Below are 15,085 nucleotides of genomic sequence, written 5' to 3'. Positions count from 1 at the left end.
GGGGAATCCCTCGAGGTTTCTTTTTATTTCGACTTAGCAAGGCTTCGCCGGTATGTATTCCAGTAAATCCTCTGTTGTGCAGTCCAGTGCATAGCAGATACGCGCGAGGATATCCAGATCCATTTTTTCCAGCTCCCCCTGATACCATTTATTCACAACCTCAAAGCGTGCATCAATCCGTTTGGCAAGCTGATTGCGCGTGATGTCTCTTTCCTCCATAATTTCTCTCAAATGCAGTGCAATATGCCCATAATCGGCACGAATGAGAATCCCTTTTTCCTTCATGCGGCTTTCCCCCTCCATGGTGTTTCGTTACGTTCTATATGGTAACGATTATAAACCGCAGATGGGAAAATTTCAAGCCGATTCCACGGCGTTTTTGCGAATCCGAATCAGAATTTCACAGCAATCGGCATCCTGCTTATCCTCATAGACCACATCCACACCCGAACGGCGAATGACCTCAACGCTTTGCTTGATGGTATTGGTGAACAGGCGAAAATCGGAGGAACGGACATAGCGTTTTTCCTTCTGCTCGCCCTTTTCGGGGAAACGGGGGCGCATCTGCTCCAAGGTTGCCTCGACGAGCTCCTCTGTTTTTTTCACGTTCATTTCCTCCTGTATCATTTGTGCGAGGACGAACAGGCGGCTTTCCTCATCGGGCAGCTTCAACAGGGCGCGCGCGTGGCGTTCGGTAAAATGATGCTCCAGCAGGAGTTTTTTGACGCTGTCCTCCAGCTTGAGAATCCGCAGCTTATTGGCAATCGAGGACTGGCTTTTAGAAAGCTTTGCCGCAAGCTCCTCCTGTGTCAGTCCGTAGTCCTCCATCATATTACGATAGCCCTCCGCCTCCTCCAAAAAGCTGAGGTTCTGGCGTTGGATATTTTCGATGAATGCCATCACGGCGCTATCGCTGTCGCTGACCTGCATGAGGATTGCAGGGATAGTTTCCAGACCTGCCAGCTCGGCGGCGCGCAGGCGGCGTTCTCCGGCGACCAATTCATAGGCACCGCCGCTCATTTTACGGACGGTAATCGGCTGCAAAATACCGTAGGCGCGGATGCTGTCCGCCAGCTCCTCCAGTGCAGTGCGGTTGAAGTATTTTCGCGGCTGATAGGGGTTAGAGCGGATTTTATGTATGGGCAGCTGAAAGACCACCTTATCCTTTTTGAGCCGCATTTCCGAAAATTTCAAAACCTCCATATTTTTACCTCCTTTTTCCCTTGAGGGACTCCGGTTCAAGCAGGGTTTGCACCCTTGCCCTTCGGGCAACCGCCGCATCTGTTCGGCGGTGCGTAACACTCAAACTCCCTGCCAAGGGGGTCACCCCCTTGGAACCCGGTACAAAATATATATTTAATAAACCCGTGGACAAGGCTATTTATACGCCGCGGAAGGGTTTGGGAAACAAAGCAGTTTCCCAAATGGAATCCGCAAAGGGGGCTTTGCCCACTTGAGGAAAACTGTGCGTTTCAAGGTTTACCGATGGAACGCATCAGTTTATTCTTCTGTTTCAACAAGTCGAAATCCTGATTTCGACTTAGAGGGAAATTATTTCCCTCCTTCTTTTTTTCATAATATCACAGCAAAATTCCGCTTGGAGAAAAACCATTCCACAAAAAAAAGCCCATATCGACACAAACCGTGCCGACAAAGGCTTTTTCAGACTCAACTAAGAGGTTCCTTTTTAATTTTCCCTGCATTTCGGGGGTATTTTTTCGGGGTAGGTGCGATTTTTTCGATGAACACAAGCTTATGGGACAAATCGGTATGGGGAATCGCAACATCCTTAATTTCTACCAATCTGCCGCCCAGCTTTTTCAGTGCGCCCTTTGCCTGCTCTGCCTCTGCCGCGGCATCAGGGCCCTTCAGTGCCGCAAGCCTGCCGCCGACCTTAATAAAAGGCAGGCAATATTCTGCCAGAACAGAAAGATTTGCAACTGCGCGTGAAACGCACAAATCGAACCCTTCACGGTACTGCGGGTTCTGTCCGCCATCCTCCGCACGGCTATGGACATAGTGGACACCCTCCAGACCAAGCTGACTGCCGACCTCCTGCAAAAAGCCAATGCGCTTCTGCAGGGAATCCAGAAGGGTCAGTTCAATTTCAGGGCAGGCAATTTTTACGGGAATCCCCGGAAAGCCTGCACCTGTGCCGACATCAATCACGCGCATGCCGTCCCTCCATTCCACGCAGGGAACAAGGCTCAGGCAATCGGCAAAATGCTTCAGCACCACCTCACGCGGCTCGGTGATAGCAGTCAGGTTCATTTTTTCATTCCATTCCAACAGCAGAGAAAGATAGGTCATGAACTGCTCCGTCTCTTTCTCTCCCAGAGAAACACCCATCTGTTCACAGCAATCCCTGAGCAATGCCCGATTTTCCATTTATTCCTTCCCCTCTCTCTCGATACTGAAAATTTTCCATGTGCCGAAGGCGTTTGGCTCCGCCACCATGCGAAAGGCAAACACCTCTCTGTCCTTTTTGCTTTTCTTGGCAACAGAAACGCGGCGGATACCTGCGCCCTCGTCCTCCAGAAAGCAATGATATTCCTTCAAATCCTTTAAGAAGCCTGCCACTTCCTCATAATCCACCACCTCAGCGACTCTTTCGGAAAAATAGCCCATAGCTTCGTCCTTTTTTCCACTTTCCACCGCCTGCAAAAAGGAACGGAGTGTCCCTCTTGGGTTTGGCAGGGAAACATAGGCAGGCTTATGGGTATCAAAGGCGGCATCCGTCAGGGAAAGCGTTTCCTTCGGCAGATAGAGCTTTTTCTCTCCCCGTTTCACCTGTTTTTCCCTTTCATTCCAAGGCAAAAAAAATCCTTTCATCCCATCACCTTCCTTTCTCATATTTTTAATGCTTACGCTTCATTTGCTCCATATAAATCAACAGAACAGAAATATCCGCAGGGGATACCCCTGTGATTCTGGAGGCCTGTCCCAGATTTTCCGGACGCACCAGATTCAGCTTTTGTCTTGCCTCCAGACGCAGTCCCTGTATGGTTTCATAATCCAGCTCCATCGGCAGAAGGCGGCCCTCCAGCTTTTTGAACTGCTCCACCTGCTTCAGCTGCTGGTCGATATAGCCTGCATATTTAATCTGGATATTGACCTGCTCCTGCACATCCTGCGGCAAATCGGGGCGTTCGGGGTCGATTTCCGCCAATGCTTCATAGCTTAACTGCGGACGCTTCAGCAAATCGGAAAGGCGTGCGCCGTTTTTAATCGGTGCCGTGCCGTATTTTTCCAGAAGGGCAAGCACAGGTGCACTCGGCCCCATGGTTACATGCTGCACGCGGTCGATTTCCGCCGCAACAAGACGTTCCTTTTCCAGAAGGGCATCATATCTTTCCTGCGAAATCAAGCCGATTCTGTAGCCGATGGGCGTTAATCTCTGGTCGGCATTATCCTGCCGCAGCAAGAGACGAAATTCCGCGCGGCTTGTCATCATGCGATACGGCTCTCTTGTGCCCTTATTCACGATATCATCAATCAGCACGCCGATATACCCATCGGAACGCTGCAAAACCAGAGGCTCCTTGCCCTGTACGAAATGCGCCGCATTGATGCCGCCAATCAGCCCCTGCGCCGCCGCTTCCTCATAGCCGGAGGAGCCGTTGAACTGCCCTGCGCTGAACAGACCAGGAATATCCTTGAATTCCAGAGACAATTTCAGCTGTGTTGCATCAATGCAGTCATATTCAATGGCATAGGCAAAGCGCGTAATCTCGCAATGCTCCAGACCGGGAATCGTGCGGTACATAGCAATCTGCACATCCTCCGGCAGAGAGGAGCTCATGCCCTGAATATACATCTCCTCGGTATTTTCTCCTTCGGGCTCTACGAAAAGCTGATGGCGTTCCTTATCCGCAAAGCGCACCACCTTATCCTCGATGGAGGGACAATAGCGAGGGCCTGTTCCCTCAATCACGCCGCCAAACATAGGCGAGCGGTCGAGGTTATCCCGAATAATCTGATGTGTTTTTTCGTTGGTATAGGTCAGCCAACAAAGCACCTGCGGCTTCGCAATATCCTCCGCTGTATGCGAAAAGGAAAACGGCACGATATTTTCATCTCCGTACTGCGGCTGCATTTTCTCTAAATCCAGAGAATTTTTATTCATTCTGGCAGGCGTGCCCGTTTTGAAACGGAATAAATCAATGCCCATTTCTCTGAGCCTTGCGGAAAGCTTCATGGCAGGCATGAGGTTATTGGGGCCGCTTTCGGTGATATGCTCACCCGTCAGGCAGCGCGCCTTCATATACGTCCCCATGCAAAGCACAGCCGCCTTACAATCGTATACCGCACCTGCGGCAGTCACAACGCCGCTGACTCTGCCATTCTCCATACGGATATCCACGATTTCCGCCTGCTTGATTTTCAGATTGGGGGTATTCTCCAAGCGGTGCTTCATTTCGGACTGATACGCCTGCTTATCTGCCTGCGCGCGCAGGGAATAGACCGCAGGGCCCTTGCCTGTGTTCAGCATTTTTGTCTGGATATAGGTTTTATCGATGACCTTGCCCATCTCGCCGCCCAGAGCATCCACCTCACGCACCAGATGCCCCTTGGAGCTGCCCCCGATGGAGGGATTGCAGGGCATCATAGCAATGCTGTCCAGAGAAATGGCAAACAGCACCGTTCGCATGCCGAGGCGTGCCGCCGCAAGTGCCGCCTCACAGCCTGCATGACCGCCGCCGATAACGGCAACATCTATGGTTTCTGCATGATACATATTCAAAATTCCTCTCTTTTTGGATTGGTTATATTTTTTTCACTAATACTTTATTTTACACGAAAAAAGAGGGAAACACAATATTCCCTTTAAGTTGAAAGCAGGCTTTCAACTTGTTTGGACAGAAGAATAAACAGATAAGTTCCAGCGGCTAAAAGCCTTGAAACTTCCTGTTTTCCTCGAGTGAGCAAAGCCCCCTCTGCGGATTCCATTCAGGACACTGCGTTTCCCGAACCCTTTCTCATTATTCCCGCAGCTCCTGCAATGCCTTTTTAAACTGCCATACAAATAAAATCAAAGTAGTCGTAACGGCAATGACATCCGCGACAGGCTCCGCCAGAAATACCGCCATAACCTTATTTTCAAAGAAATACGGCAGAATATAAATCAGCGGAATCAGCAGGATAATTTTTCTGTAAATCGCAAGAAACAGCGAGGTTTTCGCATTGCCGATGGCAATAAACGTCTGCTGGCAGGCAATCTGAATCCCCATAACAACGCTCGTTGCCATGAAAATACGCAGTGCCCAGGCAGTATAATCCAGAAAAGCACTATCCTGTGCAAACAGCGTGGCAAGCAGGCGGGGAAAGAGCATCACAATCAGCCACAACGCCGCCGAATAGCCCAGAGAGCATTTCAGCAGAATGGCGAAGGATTCGCGCACGCGCTCCGGCTTTCTTGCCCCGAAGTTATAGCCTGTAATAGGCTGTGCGCCCTGCGAAAGCCCCGAAAGCGGCAGCATGGAAAACTGCATCACGCTTGTCAGAATCGTCATCGCACCAACCGCAGTATCTCCGCCGTATTTCAGCAGAGAGGAATTAAAGCAGATATTCAGAATACTTTCCGTAGACTGCATCACAAAGGGGCTTAACCCCAGCAGCACACAGGGGAGAATAACCCTTCCCTGCAAGCGGAAATTTTTCAGCCTTAATTTCAGCGTGGTTTGCTTTCCCAGCAGGAAGGTCAGCACCCATGTGGCGGAAAGTGCCTGCGAAAGCACCGTTGCCAATGCCGCACCCTTTACCCCCATGCCAAGCACAAAAATAAAAATCGGATCGAGGATGATATTTGTCACCGCGCCGATGAGGGTGGTTTTCATGCTGATTTTGGCAAAGCCCTGCGCCGTAATGAAGGCATTCAGACCTAGCGTCAGCTGCACAAAAATCGTACCGCAGGCGTAAATGCGGATATAATCCATAGCGAAGCCAATCGTATTCCTGCTTGCGCCAAAGGTTAAAAGAAACGGCTTTGCGAACAGCTGAAACAGCACCGTCAGCGTAACGGCAACCAGAATCAGCAGTGCCGCGCAGTTTCCCAGAATCCGCTCCGCTTCCTCCGCATCATTTCTCCCAAGCATAATCGACGCTCTCGGTGCGCCGCCCATCCCTGCAAGCATGGCAAAGGCGGAAATCAGCATAATCAGCGGCATACAAACGCCGACACCTGTCAGCGCCAGCTTTCCTACTTCGGGAATATGCCCGATGTAAATACGATCGACCACGTTATAAAGCACATTTACAATCTGCGCCGTGATGGCAGGTACCGCCAGCTTCCACAGCAGCTTTTTGACGGGCTTTACGCCCAATTCATTTTCCTGTTCCATGTTTTCACCTTACTTACCTAAACAGAACTTGGTAAAGATTCTGTCTATAATTTCTTCGTCACTGGTATCCCCTGTGATTTCGCCCAACGCACGGTTAGCATCCTGCAAATCCATAGAGATAAAATCCTCCGGCATACGCATGGTGATGGTTTCCATGCAATGCTCCATGGCTTCCTTTGCACGATACAGCGCATCCTTATGTCTGGTGTTGCCGAGCATGGCATCCTCCGCCGTTGCGGTATGCCCGTCTAAGAACATATTTTTCAAGGCATCCAGAAGCGCATCAAAGCCATCGTTTTCCTTCACGGAGATAAATAAAATCTGCTCCTGCGGCACATATTCCGCAAGCTCCTCCAGAGAAAGCTTTTGTGCTAAATCCACCTTATTCAGCAGCACAATCGTCTTTTTTCCGCGGATGAAGGAAAGAATTTCCTTATCCTCCTCCTCCAGAGGACGGGAGCCATCCAGCATCATAATGACCAAATCGGCAGTTTCGGCGTAGGCTTTGGATTTTTCCACGCCCATTTTTTCCACCACATCGCCCGTTTCTCGAATCCCTGCGGTATCGACGATTTTAATGGGAATCCCGTCAATATTGAGGTATTCCTCAACGGTATCCCGCGTTGTGCCGGGGATATCGGTCACAATCGCACGATCCTCCTCCAGCAGCCAGTTCAGCAAAGAGGATTTCCCGACATTCGGCTTGCCGACAATGACAGTCTGTAAGCCCTCGCGGATGATTTTGCCGCGGTCTGCGCCTTCAAGCAGCTTTTCCATTCTCGCAAGCAGCTTTTTTGCGCCCTGCTCCATCGTGCCGTAGGTTTCCTCCTCCACATCATAATCCGGATAATCAATCACCGCTTCGATAGACGCAATCATATCCAGAATTTCCTCGCGCATTTCGCGAACGGCTGTTTTTAATCTGCCTTCCAGCTGATTGACCGCCGCCTGACGGGATAATTCCGTTTTGGATTCAATCAAATCAATGACAGCCTCTGCCTGCGTCAGGTCGATGCGCCCGTTCAAAAAGCTGCGCTTGGTAAATTCACCCGGCTGTGCAATACGCGCACCTGTTTTCAGCACCGCTTCCAGAACCCTTCTCGTCACCAGAGAACCGCCGTGGCAGTTGATTTCCACGATATCCTCCTTGGTATAGGTATGGGGCGCTTTCATAACGGAAACCAGTACCTCGTCAATTATTTCACCGCCTGTCCCGTCTGTGATTTTACCGTAGGATAAGGTATGGGTTGCCTTTTCCGTCAGCTTCTTTTTGCCGATAAAAATGCTGTCCGCCAATGCGATACAGCCTGCCCCGCTCATGCGCACAATACCGATACCGCCTGTGCCGATGGGCGTGGAGATTGCCGCAATCACATCATCAAGCATATATTCTCTTTTCATAGAAACCTCCTTTCTCGAAGGACTCTGTCCTTCAAACTTCCTGCAAGGGGAATCATTCCCCTTGACCCCGATTTGCAGAAACTGCCGTTTCTGCGAGAATAATTATATTTTTGCGCCGCAGGCAAATAAAGTTTGGATCAAACCTTTTCAAAGGTTTGCAGGTGTTTGAGGGCAGCGCCCTCAAAGTCTTTTTCGCCTTGCAGGCTGATTTTTAGAGAGTCTGAGAACCTTTTTTGAAGACAAAAAGGTTCTCAGTTATCGCTCTTTTTTAAAACAAAAACCCGCTGTATCCAACAACGGGTTTCGAGTGTCTTATTTCAAGGTGATAACAACATTTCTATAAGGTTCTTCGCCCTCACTATATGTTGTAACGAATCTGTCATTCTGCAATGCAGAATGGATGATTCTTCTTTCATAAGGATTCATAGGCTCCAGCACAACATTTCTCTTTGTATGCTTTACCTTTTTCGCCAGATTGAAGGCAAGGCTTTCCAGTGTTTCCTTTCTTCTCTGACGATAATTTTCCGTATCCAGCATAACGCTGATATAATAAGGGCTTTTCTTATTGACAACCAGATTTACTAAATACTGTAAAGCATCCAATGTCTGCCCTCTCTTGCCAATGAGGATGCCCATATCATCACCTGTCAGATCAATATACAGGTGCTTGTCCTTCTGCTCTGTTTTGATTTTTACAATCAGCCCCATGCTCAAAAATACTTCTTTTAAGAAGGTTTCCGCTTCCTTTTCGGGATTGAAGTTTTTCTTTACCAGAACAACGGCATCCTTGCTGCCGAACATTCCCAGAAATCCCTTGGAGCCTTCATCAATGACTGTGATATCTACTTCCTCGCGAGCTGCGCCCAGCTCTGCCAAAGCAGCCGCAATGGCATCATCCACAGTCTTTGCGCTTTTTCTAATTTCTTCCATTACTGTGCTGCCTCCTCTGCAAATTTCTTTTTATAATGCTTAGACAAAATTACCTGCTGCAAAATACCGAACAGGTTGGAAATCGTCCAGTACAGACCCAGACCGGCAGGCATATTGATTGCGAATACACCCATCATGATAGGCATGGTATACAGCATAGATTTGGTCATTGCTGCCGCAGGATTGCCAGGGTCGCTGTTCTGGGGGTTCATCATCATCATGATTTTGGACTGCAGCCATGTGGTGACACCTGCCGCAATGGGGATGATGATACCGGGGAAATGCAGCCCTGCCTTACTTACCAGAGGAATGGTCAGGAAGGTTTCAATGCTGCTTTTGGTTGCCAGAAGCGGCACCAGAGAGCTGCCTGCATCGCCGAGGTTTTGCAGGATAACATTCCAATCATCCGGCTTCAGATAGTTAACCAGCATAACCACCTCATTGACCTGCCTCATATCAATGCCATCCTTGATGATAGCAACATTCTTATAGGCATTGGCAAATTCCTGTGCGTAGGGATGGAATACCTCCATTCTCAAGGAAACGGGGATATTTACGATTGCATTTGCAATATCGGTATAATTATGACCGATAACGTCTACATAAACATAGGCATTCTGGAACAGATAGAACAGTGCATACAGAATCGGCAGCTGAATGAGCATCGGCAGACAGCCGCTGACCATGCTTACGCCGTTTTTCTTCTGAAATTCCTGCATTTCAAAAGCCATGCGCTGCTGTGACATCTGATCTGTTTTGCCTTCATATTTCTTCCTGATCTTCATCAGCTCAGGCTGCAGTGCCTGCATTTTAAAAGAAGACTTCTGCTGCTTCACCATCAGAGGAAACAGGATCAGTTTCACGATTAAAGTAAAGATAATAATTGCCAGACCCAAAGAGCCTGCGCTTGTGTTGCTGTGCAAAAGTTCAAACAGCAAATTATACACTTTCCCCATCAGATCGGCGAATGGTCCGACAATCTTACCGGGCTGTCTTACGGAAGGCAATGCTTCCAGCAAATAGGGTAAATAGGACATTTTTTCCTCCTTCAACAAACAATACGAGATCTTCGCCCCGAAGGACAGTTATTTTTCTTTCTTCTCAGGCACGGGATCATAGCCGCCCGCATGGAAGGGGTGGCATTTCAACAGTCTCTTAATGGCCAGATATGTGCCCTTTATCGGCCCAAACCGTGTGATGGCAATATACGCGTACTGGGAGCAGGTAGGGGTGAATCTACAGTTTTTTCCCAGATGCGGCGATATTGCTGCCTGATAGAAACGAATCATCAGCAGAAAGAGCTTCTGAAAAAATAAGGAAACCAGATTTACAAGAGAGATGATTTTCTCCTTCATTGTGTCCCTTCTTCCTTCTCTTCCTTTCTGCCTGCTTCTGATTTTTCCTGACGGTCCTTTCTTTCAGACGCGCTCAGCAGAAGCTGTTGTTTTTTGAAAAGATGCCGCAGGGAACGGCACACCTCATGATAGGACGCAGCAGCGCAGGAAACACGGGCAATGACAACAAAATCATAGCCGGACTTCACTTCCTCCTCCATGCTGCGGTAGCTTTCCCGAATCAGGCGTGTCACATGAGAGCGCACCACGCTCTTGCCCACCTTTTTGCTGACGGAAATCCCCAGCCTGTTGTGGTCATGTGTTCCGTTTTTTACCATATATAATACCAAATGGCGGTTGGCGATGGATTTGCCCTTCTGATATACATGGCGAAACTGAAAATTCTTCTTTAAAGATTCTGTAAACTGCATCACGCAACCCCCCTTTACGGCCGCCGAAAAATTTCTCCATCATGAACAAAAGGCCACACGAAATACGCTGCGGCCTTAAATACACATGAAAAAAATTATGCGGATAATACTTTTCTACCTTTTCTTCTTCTTGCAGCAAGCACTTTTCTGCCGTTTGCTGTTCTCATTCTTTTTCTGAAGCCATGTTCTCTGCTTCTCTGTTTTTTCTTAGGCTGGAATGTCATTTTCATGGTTGTTGCACCTCCTTCAATTTCCGGGTTCTGCTCACCCTTTTTATGAGCACTGCCCCTATTATAGTAAAAAAAGCATGGCACGTCAAGAAAAAATTTTTCAGAAAAGCCCTGTATTCTGCGGATTTGTCCACATTTCCACAGGAATTTCATAAAAAATTTTCGACAGAAAAGGTATATTTAGATTTTTTCAAAAAAGTTTTACTATATCTTGTATACAATATCTGTTTCTGATTTTTTTGGACAAGTTTTTCATTGAACCTGTGGATAACTTTTGCTATACTAAAGACAATCACGCCCTTCTGTATATTTCCACAGGATTCACAGCAACCAGATTATGTTATCCACAGCTTGTGTATAACTTTGTTGATAACTTTTTCTTTTTTGTAAAAAAACTGTGGACTTTCCGTTCGGTAAATTATAGGATAAGCCTGAAAAAGACAGGCTTTGCAGCATTGTGAATTCTGTGCAGAAGGAAAAGAAAGGAAGCTGTGTATAACATTGAAAAAAAAGAGGGTTTTCCCCGTTTTTCACAGGGATATCCCCTCTATCTGTGGATAAGCAGCAGGAAAAAAATAAAAAGAGGAGGTCATTGCATGGAACTGGAACAGATTTGGGAAGAAGCACTCAAAATGATTGAAGAAGAAACCTCTCCTGTCAGCTTCGCAACCTGGATTCAGCCGATTGTCCCCTGTGGCATTATCGGGAATAAAATTATTTTGCAGGTAAAGGAATCCTTTCTCAAGGAGATCATTGAAAAACGGCACCTGCCGCTGATTCGCACTGCGATTAAAATGGTAACAAAAAATGAATATGACATCATGATTACGACGGAGGAGGAACAGAAGGCAGGCAATCTCCATAACCTCGCGGCGGAAAAGCCCGCAGAAAATGAGCTTGCAAGAAACCTGAACCCGAAATATGTATTCGATTCCTTTGTTGTCGGCAACAGCAACCGTATGGCGCATGCCGCATCCCTTGCCGTTGCGGAATCTCCGGCACAGGCGTATAATCCCCTGTTTTTATACGGCAATTCCGGGCTTGGCAAAACGCACCTAATGCACTCCATCGGGCATTTTATTCTGGATCGTAATCCACAGGCGAAGGTGCTGTATGTCACAAGCGAAACCTTCACGAATGAGCTGATTAACTCCATCCAGAACAATAAAAACGAGGAATTTCGGAATAAATACCGCAATATCGACGTGCTGATGATTGACGATATTCAGTTTATTTCCAAAAAGGAAGGGACACAGGAGGAATTTTTCCATACCTTTAATGCGCTTTATGAATCGAATAAACAAATTATTATTTCCTCCGACCGTCCGCCGAAGGAGATTAAGACACTGGAGGACAGACTGCGCAGCCGTTTTGAATGGGGTCTGATTGCGGATGTACAGCCGCCGGATTATGAGACAAGAATCGCGATTCTGAAGAAAAAAGCAGAGCGGGATAACCTGACCGTGCCGGATGATGTAATGGCGTATATTGCAAAGAATATCGCATCGAATATCCGAGAGCTGGAGGGTGCTTTAACCAGAATTGTTGCCTTTGCAACGCTGACAAATCAGGATATCTCCATTGCACTGGCGGAGAACAGCTTAAAGGATATCTTCAGTGAAAATTCCGCGACACCATTGACACCGGAGCTGATTCAGCAGGTGGTAGCAGAGTATTATAACATTCGTGTGGAGGATATTCAGGGGAGTAAAAAGCCGAAGAATATCGCATTTCCAAGACAGGTATCGATGTATCTTTGCCGGAAGCTATTGGATATTTCCCTGCCGAAGATTGGCGAGAGCTTTGGCGGCAGGGATCATACAACGGTGATTTATGCCATCTCAAAGATTGAGAAGCAGCTGGAGAGTGACGAGGGCTTACAGAAAACCGTCCATGCGTTAGAGAAGGAAATCAAGGAATCGTAAAAGCTTTCCTTAGGGACGCTGTCCCTAAGAACCCTGGCAGGGGAATCATTCCCCTGCACCCCGATTTGCAGAAACTATCGTTTCTGCGGAATAAATAAATAAGAATAAAACGCCATAGGCAAATAATTCCTCAGGGACTCCGTCCCTAAGAACCCTGCTAAGGGGGTAACCCCCTTAGAACCCTATACTTTCACAAAACTGCGTTTTGTGAAGGGAGATAAATAGGAATAAAACGCCGTAGGCAAATGGGGTTCCAAGGGAATCATTCCCTTGGTGGGGTTTGGGGCAACGCCCCATAAAAAGCGCCTTCCAAGCGTGTTTTTGAAGGGTAGGTACGGAACGTACCATAGGGAAACTTTTCACAAGTGAAAAAAGTTTCCCCGAAAAGAAATTCATCCACAATCATACTGTTAGCCGACTATGGATAACCTGTGGATAAATAAACGAAAAATCAACGCATTGTGGAAAACGTGGATAACCGAAGCTGTTGTTTTAAGTTGTCCACAGGGTTTTCCAAATATGGTTTTCCCTGTCGTTTCGGGCTAAAGCGGAGTTTTCCACAACTTCACAGCCCCTACTACTACGACTACGGATCAAATCTTTTATATCTTACTTACACATGTGAACAAAGGAGTTGTACACAACTATGAAATTAACATGCAGCAAGGATTTACTGTTACAGTATATCAATATTGTAAATAAAGCGGTCTCCAACCGCACAACATTACCCATTCTGGAATGTATTTTATTAACCGCCAACGAAAGAGGCTTTATCATGACAGGCAACGATCTGGAAATCGGCATCCGTACCGCACCAATCGAAGCAGAAATTCAGGAAGCCGGTGAGGTTGCCATTGAAGCGCGTATCTTCAACGAAATTGTCCGCCGTTTAAACGGGGAATCGCGTGACGATTGAGCCACAGATGAAGACTACGCCGTAACCATTGTCAGCGGTTCCTCTGAGTTTAAAATTATGGGGCAGAGCGGCGAGGATTTCCCGACCCTGCCGGAGGTGGAACAGGAAAGGCTGTATTCTATGGAGCAGGCAAAGCTGCGCGACATGATTCGGCAGACGATTTTCTCTATTGCGCAGGATGGCTCCAAGCCTGTACTGACCGGGGAATTGTTTGAGCTGCGGAGCAATTCCGTTCATGTGGTTTCTGTGGACGGTTATCGTATTTCCTTCCGCAAAAACAGCCTTTTGACCGGCAGCGGAGATACAGATGTTATTGTACCCGGCAAGACCTTAGCCGAGCTGAACAAAATCCTCTCTCAGGAGGATGATGATACTCTTTCCATCTATCTGACAGAAAAGCACATCCTTTTCGATTTAGGGACGGCTGTTATGGTTTCCCGCCTGATTGAGGGGGATTTCATCCGTTATGCACAGTCCTTCTCCGAGGACTATAAAACAAAGGTGGTTATCAACAAAAGCGAGCTGATTCAGGCATTGGAACGTGCCTCTCTGGTTTCCAGAGATAACCGCAAAACGCCTGTCCGTCTGATGATTCGCGCAAATGGCATGGATATCACCGCAAGAAGTGATATGGGGACCGCGCATGAAAACGTAACCGCAGAGGTCGAAGGAGACGATCTGGCAATCGCCTTTAACCCCAGATATCTGATTGAAGCACTGCGCTCCATCGAGGAGGAAACCGTAAAAATGATTTTCATGGCATCCCTCAGCCCCTGCACGATTTTGCCGGAGGAAGGGGATTCCTTTAAATATCTGATTTTGCCGCTACGGATGTAAAAGGAGGAGAACAATATGAACAAGGTGTATATTCATACAGAATTTATCAAGCTGCAGCAGGTACTGAAGCTGGCAGGGCTGATTGACCAGGGCTCCGATGTGAAATATTTTCTTTCGCAGGGAAAGGTGCTTGTAAACGGCGAGGTTGCAACGGAACGCGGTAAAAAAATCCGCCATGGGGATATTGTGGAATTGAAGGGTGTCGGCTCTGTTGAGGTGGAGCTGGAAGCCTGAAAAGCAGAAAATCTTGATTTATGTCAAGAATAAATATGCGTTAATTATGTATTTTTAGGAGTGAATCGGGATGTTTACAAAACCGAAAAACGGTTGGACGGAAATCCATCTGGAGGACTTCGAGGGACTGGGCAGTTATATACAGGACATCCCTGTTATGGTATTGGACAGGGGTGTCCAGTCTGTACAGGAGCGGACACCCTTAAAACTATGGTTTGACGAGGAGGAGTCCGCCTTTACACTGACAGCTGACGAGGAGACAAAAATTGTCACAGAGGGTAACTTCGGCGCAGAGGAATACCATATTAAATGCGCCAAGCTGGATTTAATTCGTGAAATAAAAAACGATATCGAGAAATATTTTTCCGACTGGGTGACCTTTTCGGAGGACTACGCCTATGCCGAGGAGGAAGCCGAGGCGCAGGAAATTTATCAAAAACGAGAAAAAATGCTGAAGAAAAAGCTTGCTGCACTGGAGGCGGCACTGCAAAAATATACGGAATAAA

Annotated in this window: 16 protein-coding genes and 1 pseudogene; 5 read left to right on the top strand and 12 right to left on the bottom strand. The window is 47.5% G+C overall.

Annotated elements, in window-relative coordinates; translation table 11 throughout:
* Positions 1–33: 33 nt before the first annotated feature.
* The 12 genes from EJE48_RS05255 to rpmH all read right to left on the bottom strand — a co-directional run bounded on the left by EJE48_RS05255 (position 34) and on the right by rpmH (position 10,667).
* Complete coding sequence (locus tag EJE48_RS05255; protein ID WP_016407212.1) at positions 34–285, bottom strand: helix-turn-helix domain-containing protein; 252 nt, start codon at positions 283–285, stop codon at positions 34–36.
* A 72-nt stretch (positions 286–357) separates the two neighbouring features.
* Complete coding sequence (noc, locus tag EJE48_RS05250) at positions 358–1,203, bottom strand: nucleoid occlusion protein (RefSeq protein ID WP_016407213.1); 846 nt, start codon at positions 1,201–1,203, stop codon at positions 358–360.
* A 465-nt stretch (positions 1,204–1,668) separates the two neighbouring features.
* Positions 1,669–2,388 carry a 16S rRNA (guanine(527)-N(7))-methyltransferase RsmG gene (rsmG, locus tag EJE48_RS05245; RefSeq protein ID WP_016407214.1) on the bottom strand — a complete coding sequence of 240 codons (720 nt, stop codon included), beginning with the start codon at positions 2,386–2,388 and terminating at the stop codon, positions 1,669–1,671.
* The gene (locus EJE48_RS05240) at positions 2,389–2,832 is read right to left on the bottom strand and encodes a hypothetical protein (protein ID WP_118581499.1); all 444 of its coding nucleotides are present in this window, start codon (positions 2,830–2,832) and stop codon (positions 2,389–2,391) included.
* Between the two features lie 25 nt (positions 2,833–2,857).
* Positions 2,858–4,738: a tRNA uridine-5-carboxymethylaminomethyl(34) synthesis enzyme MnmG gene (gene mnmG / locus EJE48_RS05235; protein WP_118581496.1), complete on the bottom strand. Its 1,881-nt coding sequence runs from the start codon at positions 4,736–4,738 to the stop codon at positions 2,858–2,860.
* Between the two features lie 244 nt (positions 4,739–4,982).
* Positions 4,983–6,341 (bottom strand): MATE family efflux transporter, encoded by a 1,359-nt coding sequence (locus tag EJE48_RS05230; protein ID WP_118581493.1) that lies wholly within the window; start codon positions 6,339–6,341, stop codon positions 4,983–4,985.
* A gap of 9 nt (positions 6,342–6,350) precedes the next feature.
* Positions 6,351–7,742, bottom strand: coding sequence for a tRNA uridine-5-carboxymethylaminomethyl(34) synthesis GTPase MnmE (gene mnmE, locus EJE48_RS05225; protein WP_243107962.1), 1,392 nt, complete (start codon positions 7,740–7,742; stop codon positions 6,351–6,353).
* 312 nt (positions 7,743–8,054) lie between these two features.
* Positions 8,055–8,672 carry an RNA-binding cell elongation regulator Jag/EloR gene (jag, locus tag EJE48_RS05220; RefSeq protein WP_118581490.1) on the bottom strand — a complete coding sequence of 206 codons (618 nt, stop codon included), beginning with the start codon at positions 8,670–8,672 and terminating at the stop codon, positions 8,055–8,057.
* Entirely contained in the window at positions 8,672–9,709 is a 1,038-nt protein-coding gene (locus EJE48_RS05215; RefSeq protein ID WP_016407220.1) for a YidC/Oxa1 family membrane protein insertase, read from the bottom strand. The genes jag and EJE48_RS05215 overlap by 1 nt, the downstream gene beginning before the upstream one ends.
* A gap of 48 nt (positions 9,710–9,757) precedes the next feature.
* Complete coding sequence (yidD, locus tag EJE48_RS05210; protein ID WP_016407221.1) at positions 9,758–10,027, bottom strand: membrane protein insertion efficiency factor YidD; 270 nt, start codon at positions 10,025–10,027, stop codon at positions 9,758–9,760.
* Entirely contained in the window at positions 10,024–10,437 is a 414-nt protein-coding gene (gene rnpA / locus EJE48_RS05205) for a ribonuclease P protein component (RefSeq protein WP_016407222.1), read from the bottom strand. The genes yidD and rnpA overlap by 4 nt, the downstream gene beginning before the upstream one ends.
* 95 nt (positions 10,438–10,532) lie before the next feature.
* Positions 10,533–10,667 (bottom strand): 50S ribosomal protein L34, encoded by a 135-nt coding sequence (gene rpmH / locus EJE48_RS05200; RefSeq protein ID WP_118581535.1) that lies wholly within the window; start codon positions 10,665–10,667, stop codon positions 10,533–10,535.
* A gap of 596 nt (positions 10,668–11,263) precedes the next feature.
* Here rpmH and dnaA point away from each other — a divergent pair.
* The 5 genes and pseudogenes from dnaA (at position 11,264) to EJE48_RS05175 (ending at position 15,084) form a co-directional block, all read left to right on the top strand.
* Positions 11,264–12,592, top strand: coding sequence for a chromosomal replication initiator protein DnaA (gene dnaA, locus EJE48_RS05195; protein WP_016407223.1), 1,329 nt, complete (start codon positions 11,264–11,266; stop codon positions 12,590–12,592).
* Positions 12,593–13,238: 646 nt separating this feature from the next.
* The gene (locus tag EJE48_RS05190) at positions 13,239–13,508 is read left to right on the top strand and encodes a beta clamp domain-containing protein (protein WP_124984353.1); all 270 of its coding nucleotides are present in this window, start codon (positions 13,239–13,241) and stop codon (positions 13,506–13,508) included.
* Between the two features lie 21 nt (positions 13,509–13,529).
* Positions 13,530–14,345 (top strand): annotated as a pseudogene (dnaN, locus tag EJE48_RS05185) (DNA polymerase III subunit beta); the annotation flags it as partial.
* A 15-nt stretch (positions 14,346–14,360) separates the two neighbouring features.
* The gene (locus EJE48_RS05180) at positions 14,361–14,579 is read left to right on the top strand and encodes an RNA-binding S4 domain-containing protein (protein WP_016407225.1); all 219 of its coding nucleotides are present in this window, start codon (positions 14,361–14,363) and stop codon (positions 14,577–14,579) included.
* 70 nt (positions 14,580–14,649) lie between these two features.
* On the top strand, positions 14,650–15,084 hold the full coding sequence (locus EJE48_RS05175; protein WP_124984351.1) for a hypothetical protein: 435 nt from the start codon (positions 14,650–14,652) through the stop codon (positions 15,082–15,084).
* Position 15,085: the final 1 nt, after the last annotated feature.

The organism is Anaerotignum faecicola (assembly GCF_003865035.1).
Classification (GTDB): Bacteria; Bacillota; Clostridia; order Lachnospirales; family Anaerotignaceae; genus Anaerotignum_A; species Anaerotignum_A faecicola.
The sequence above is the reverse complement of the archived record's forward strand: the minus strand, read 5'-3'. Positions and strand labels throughout refer to the sequence as shown.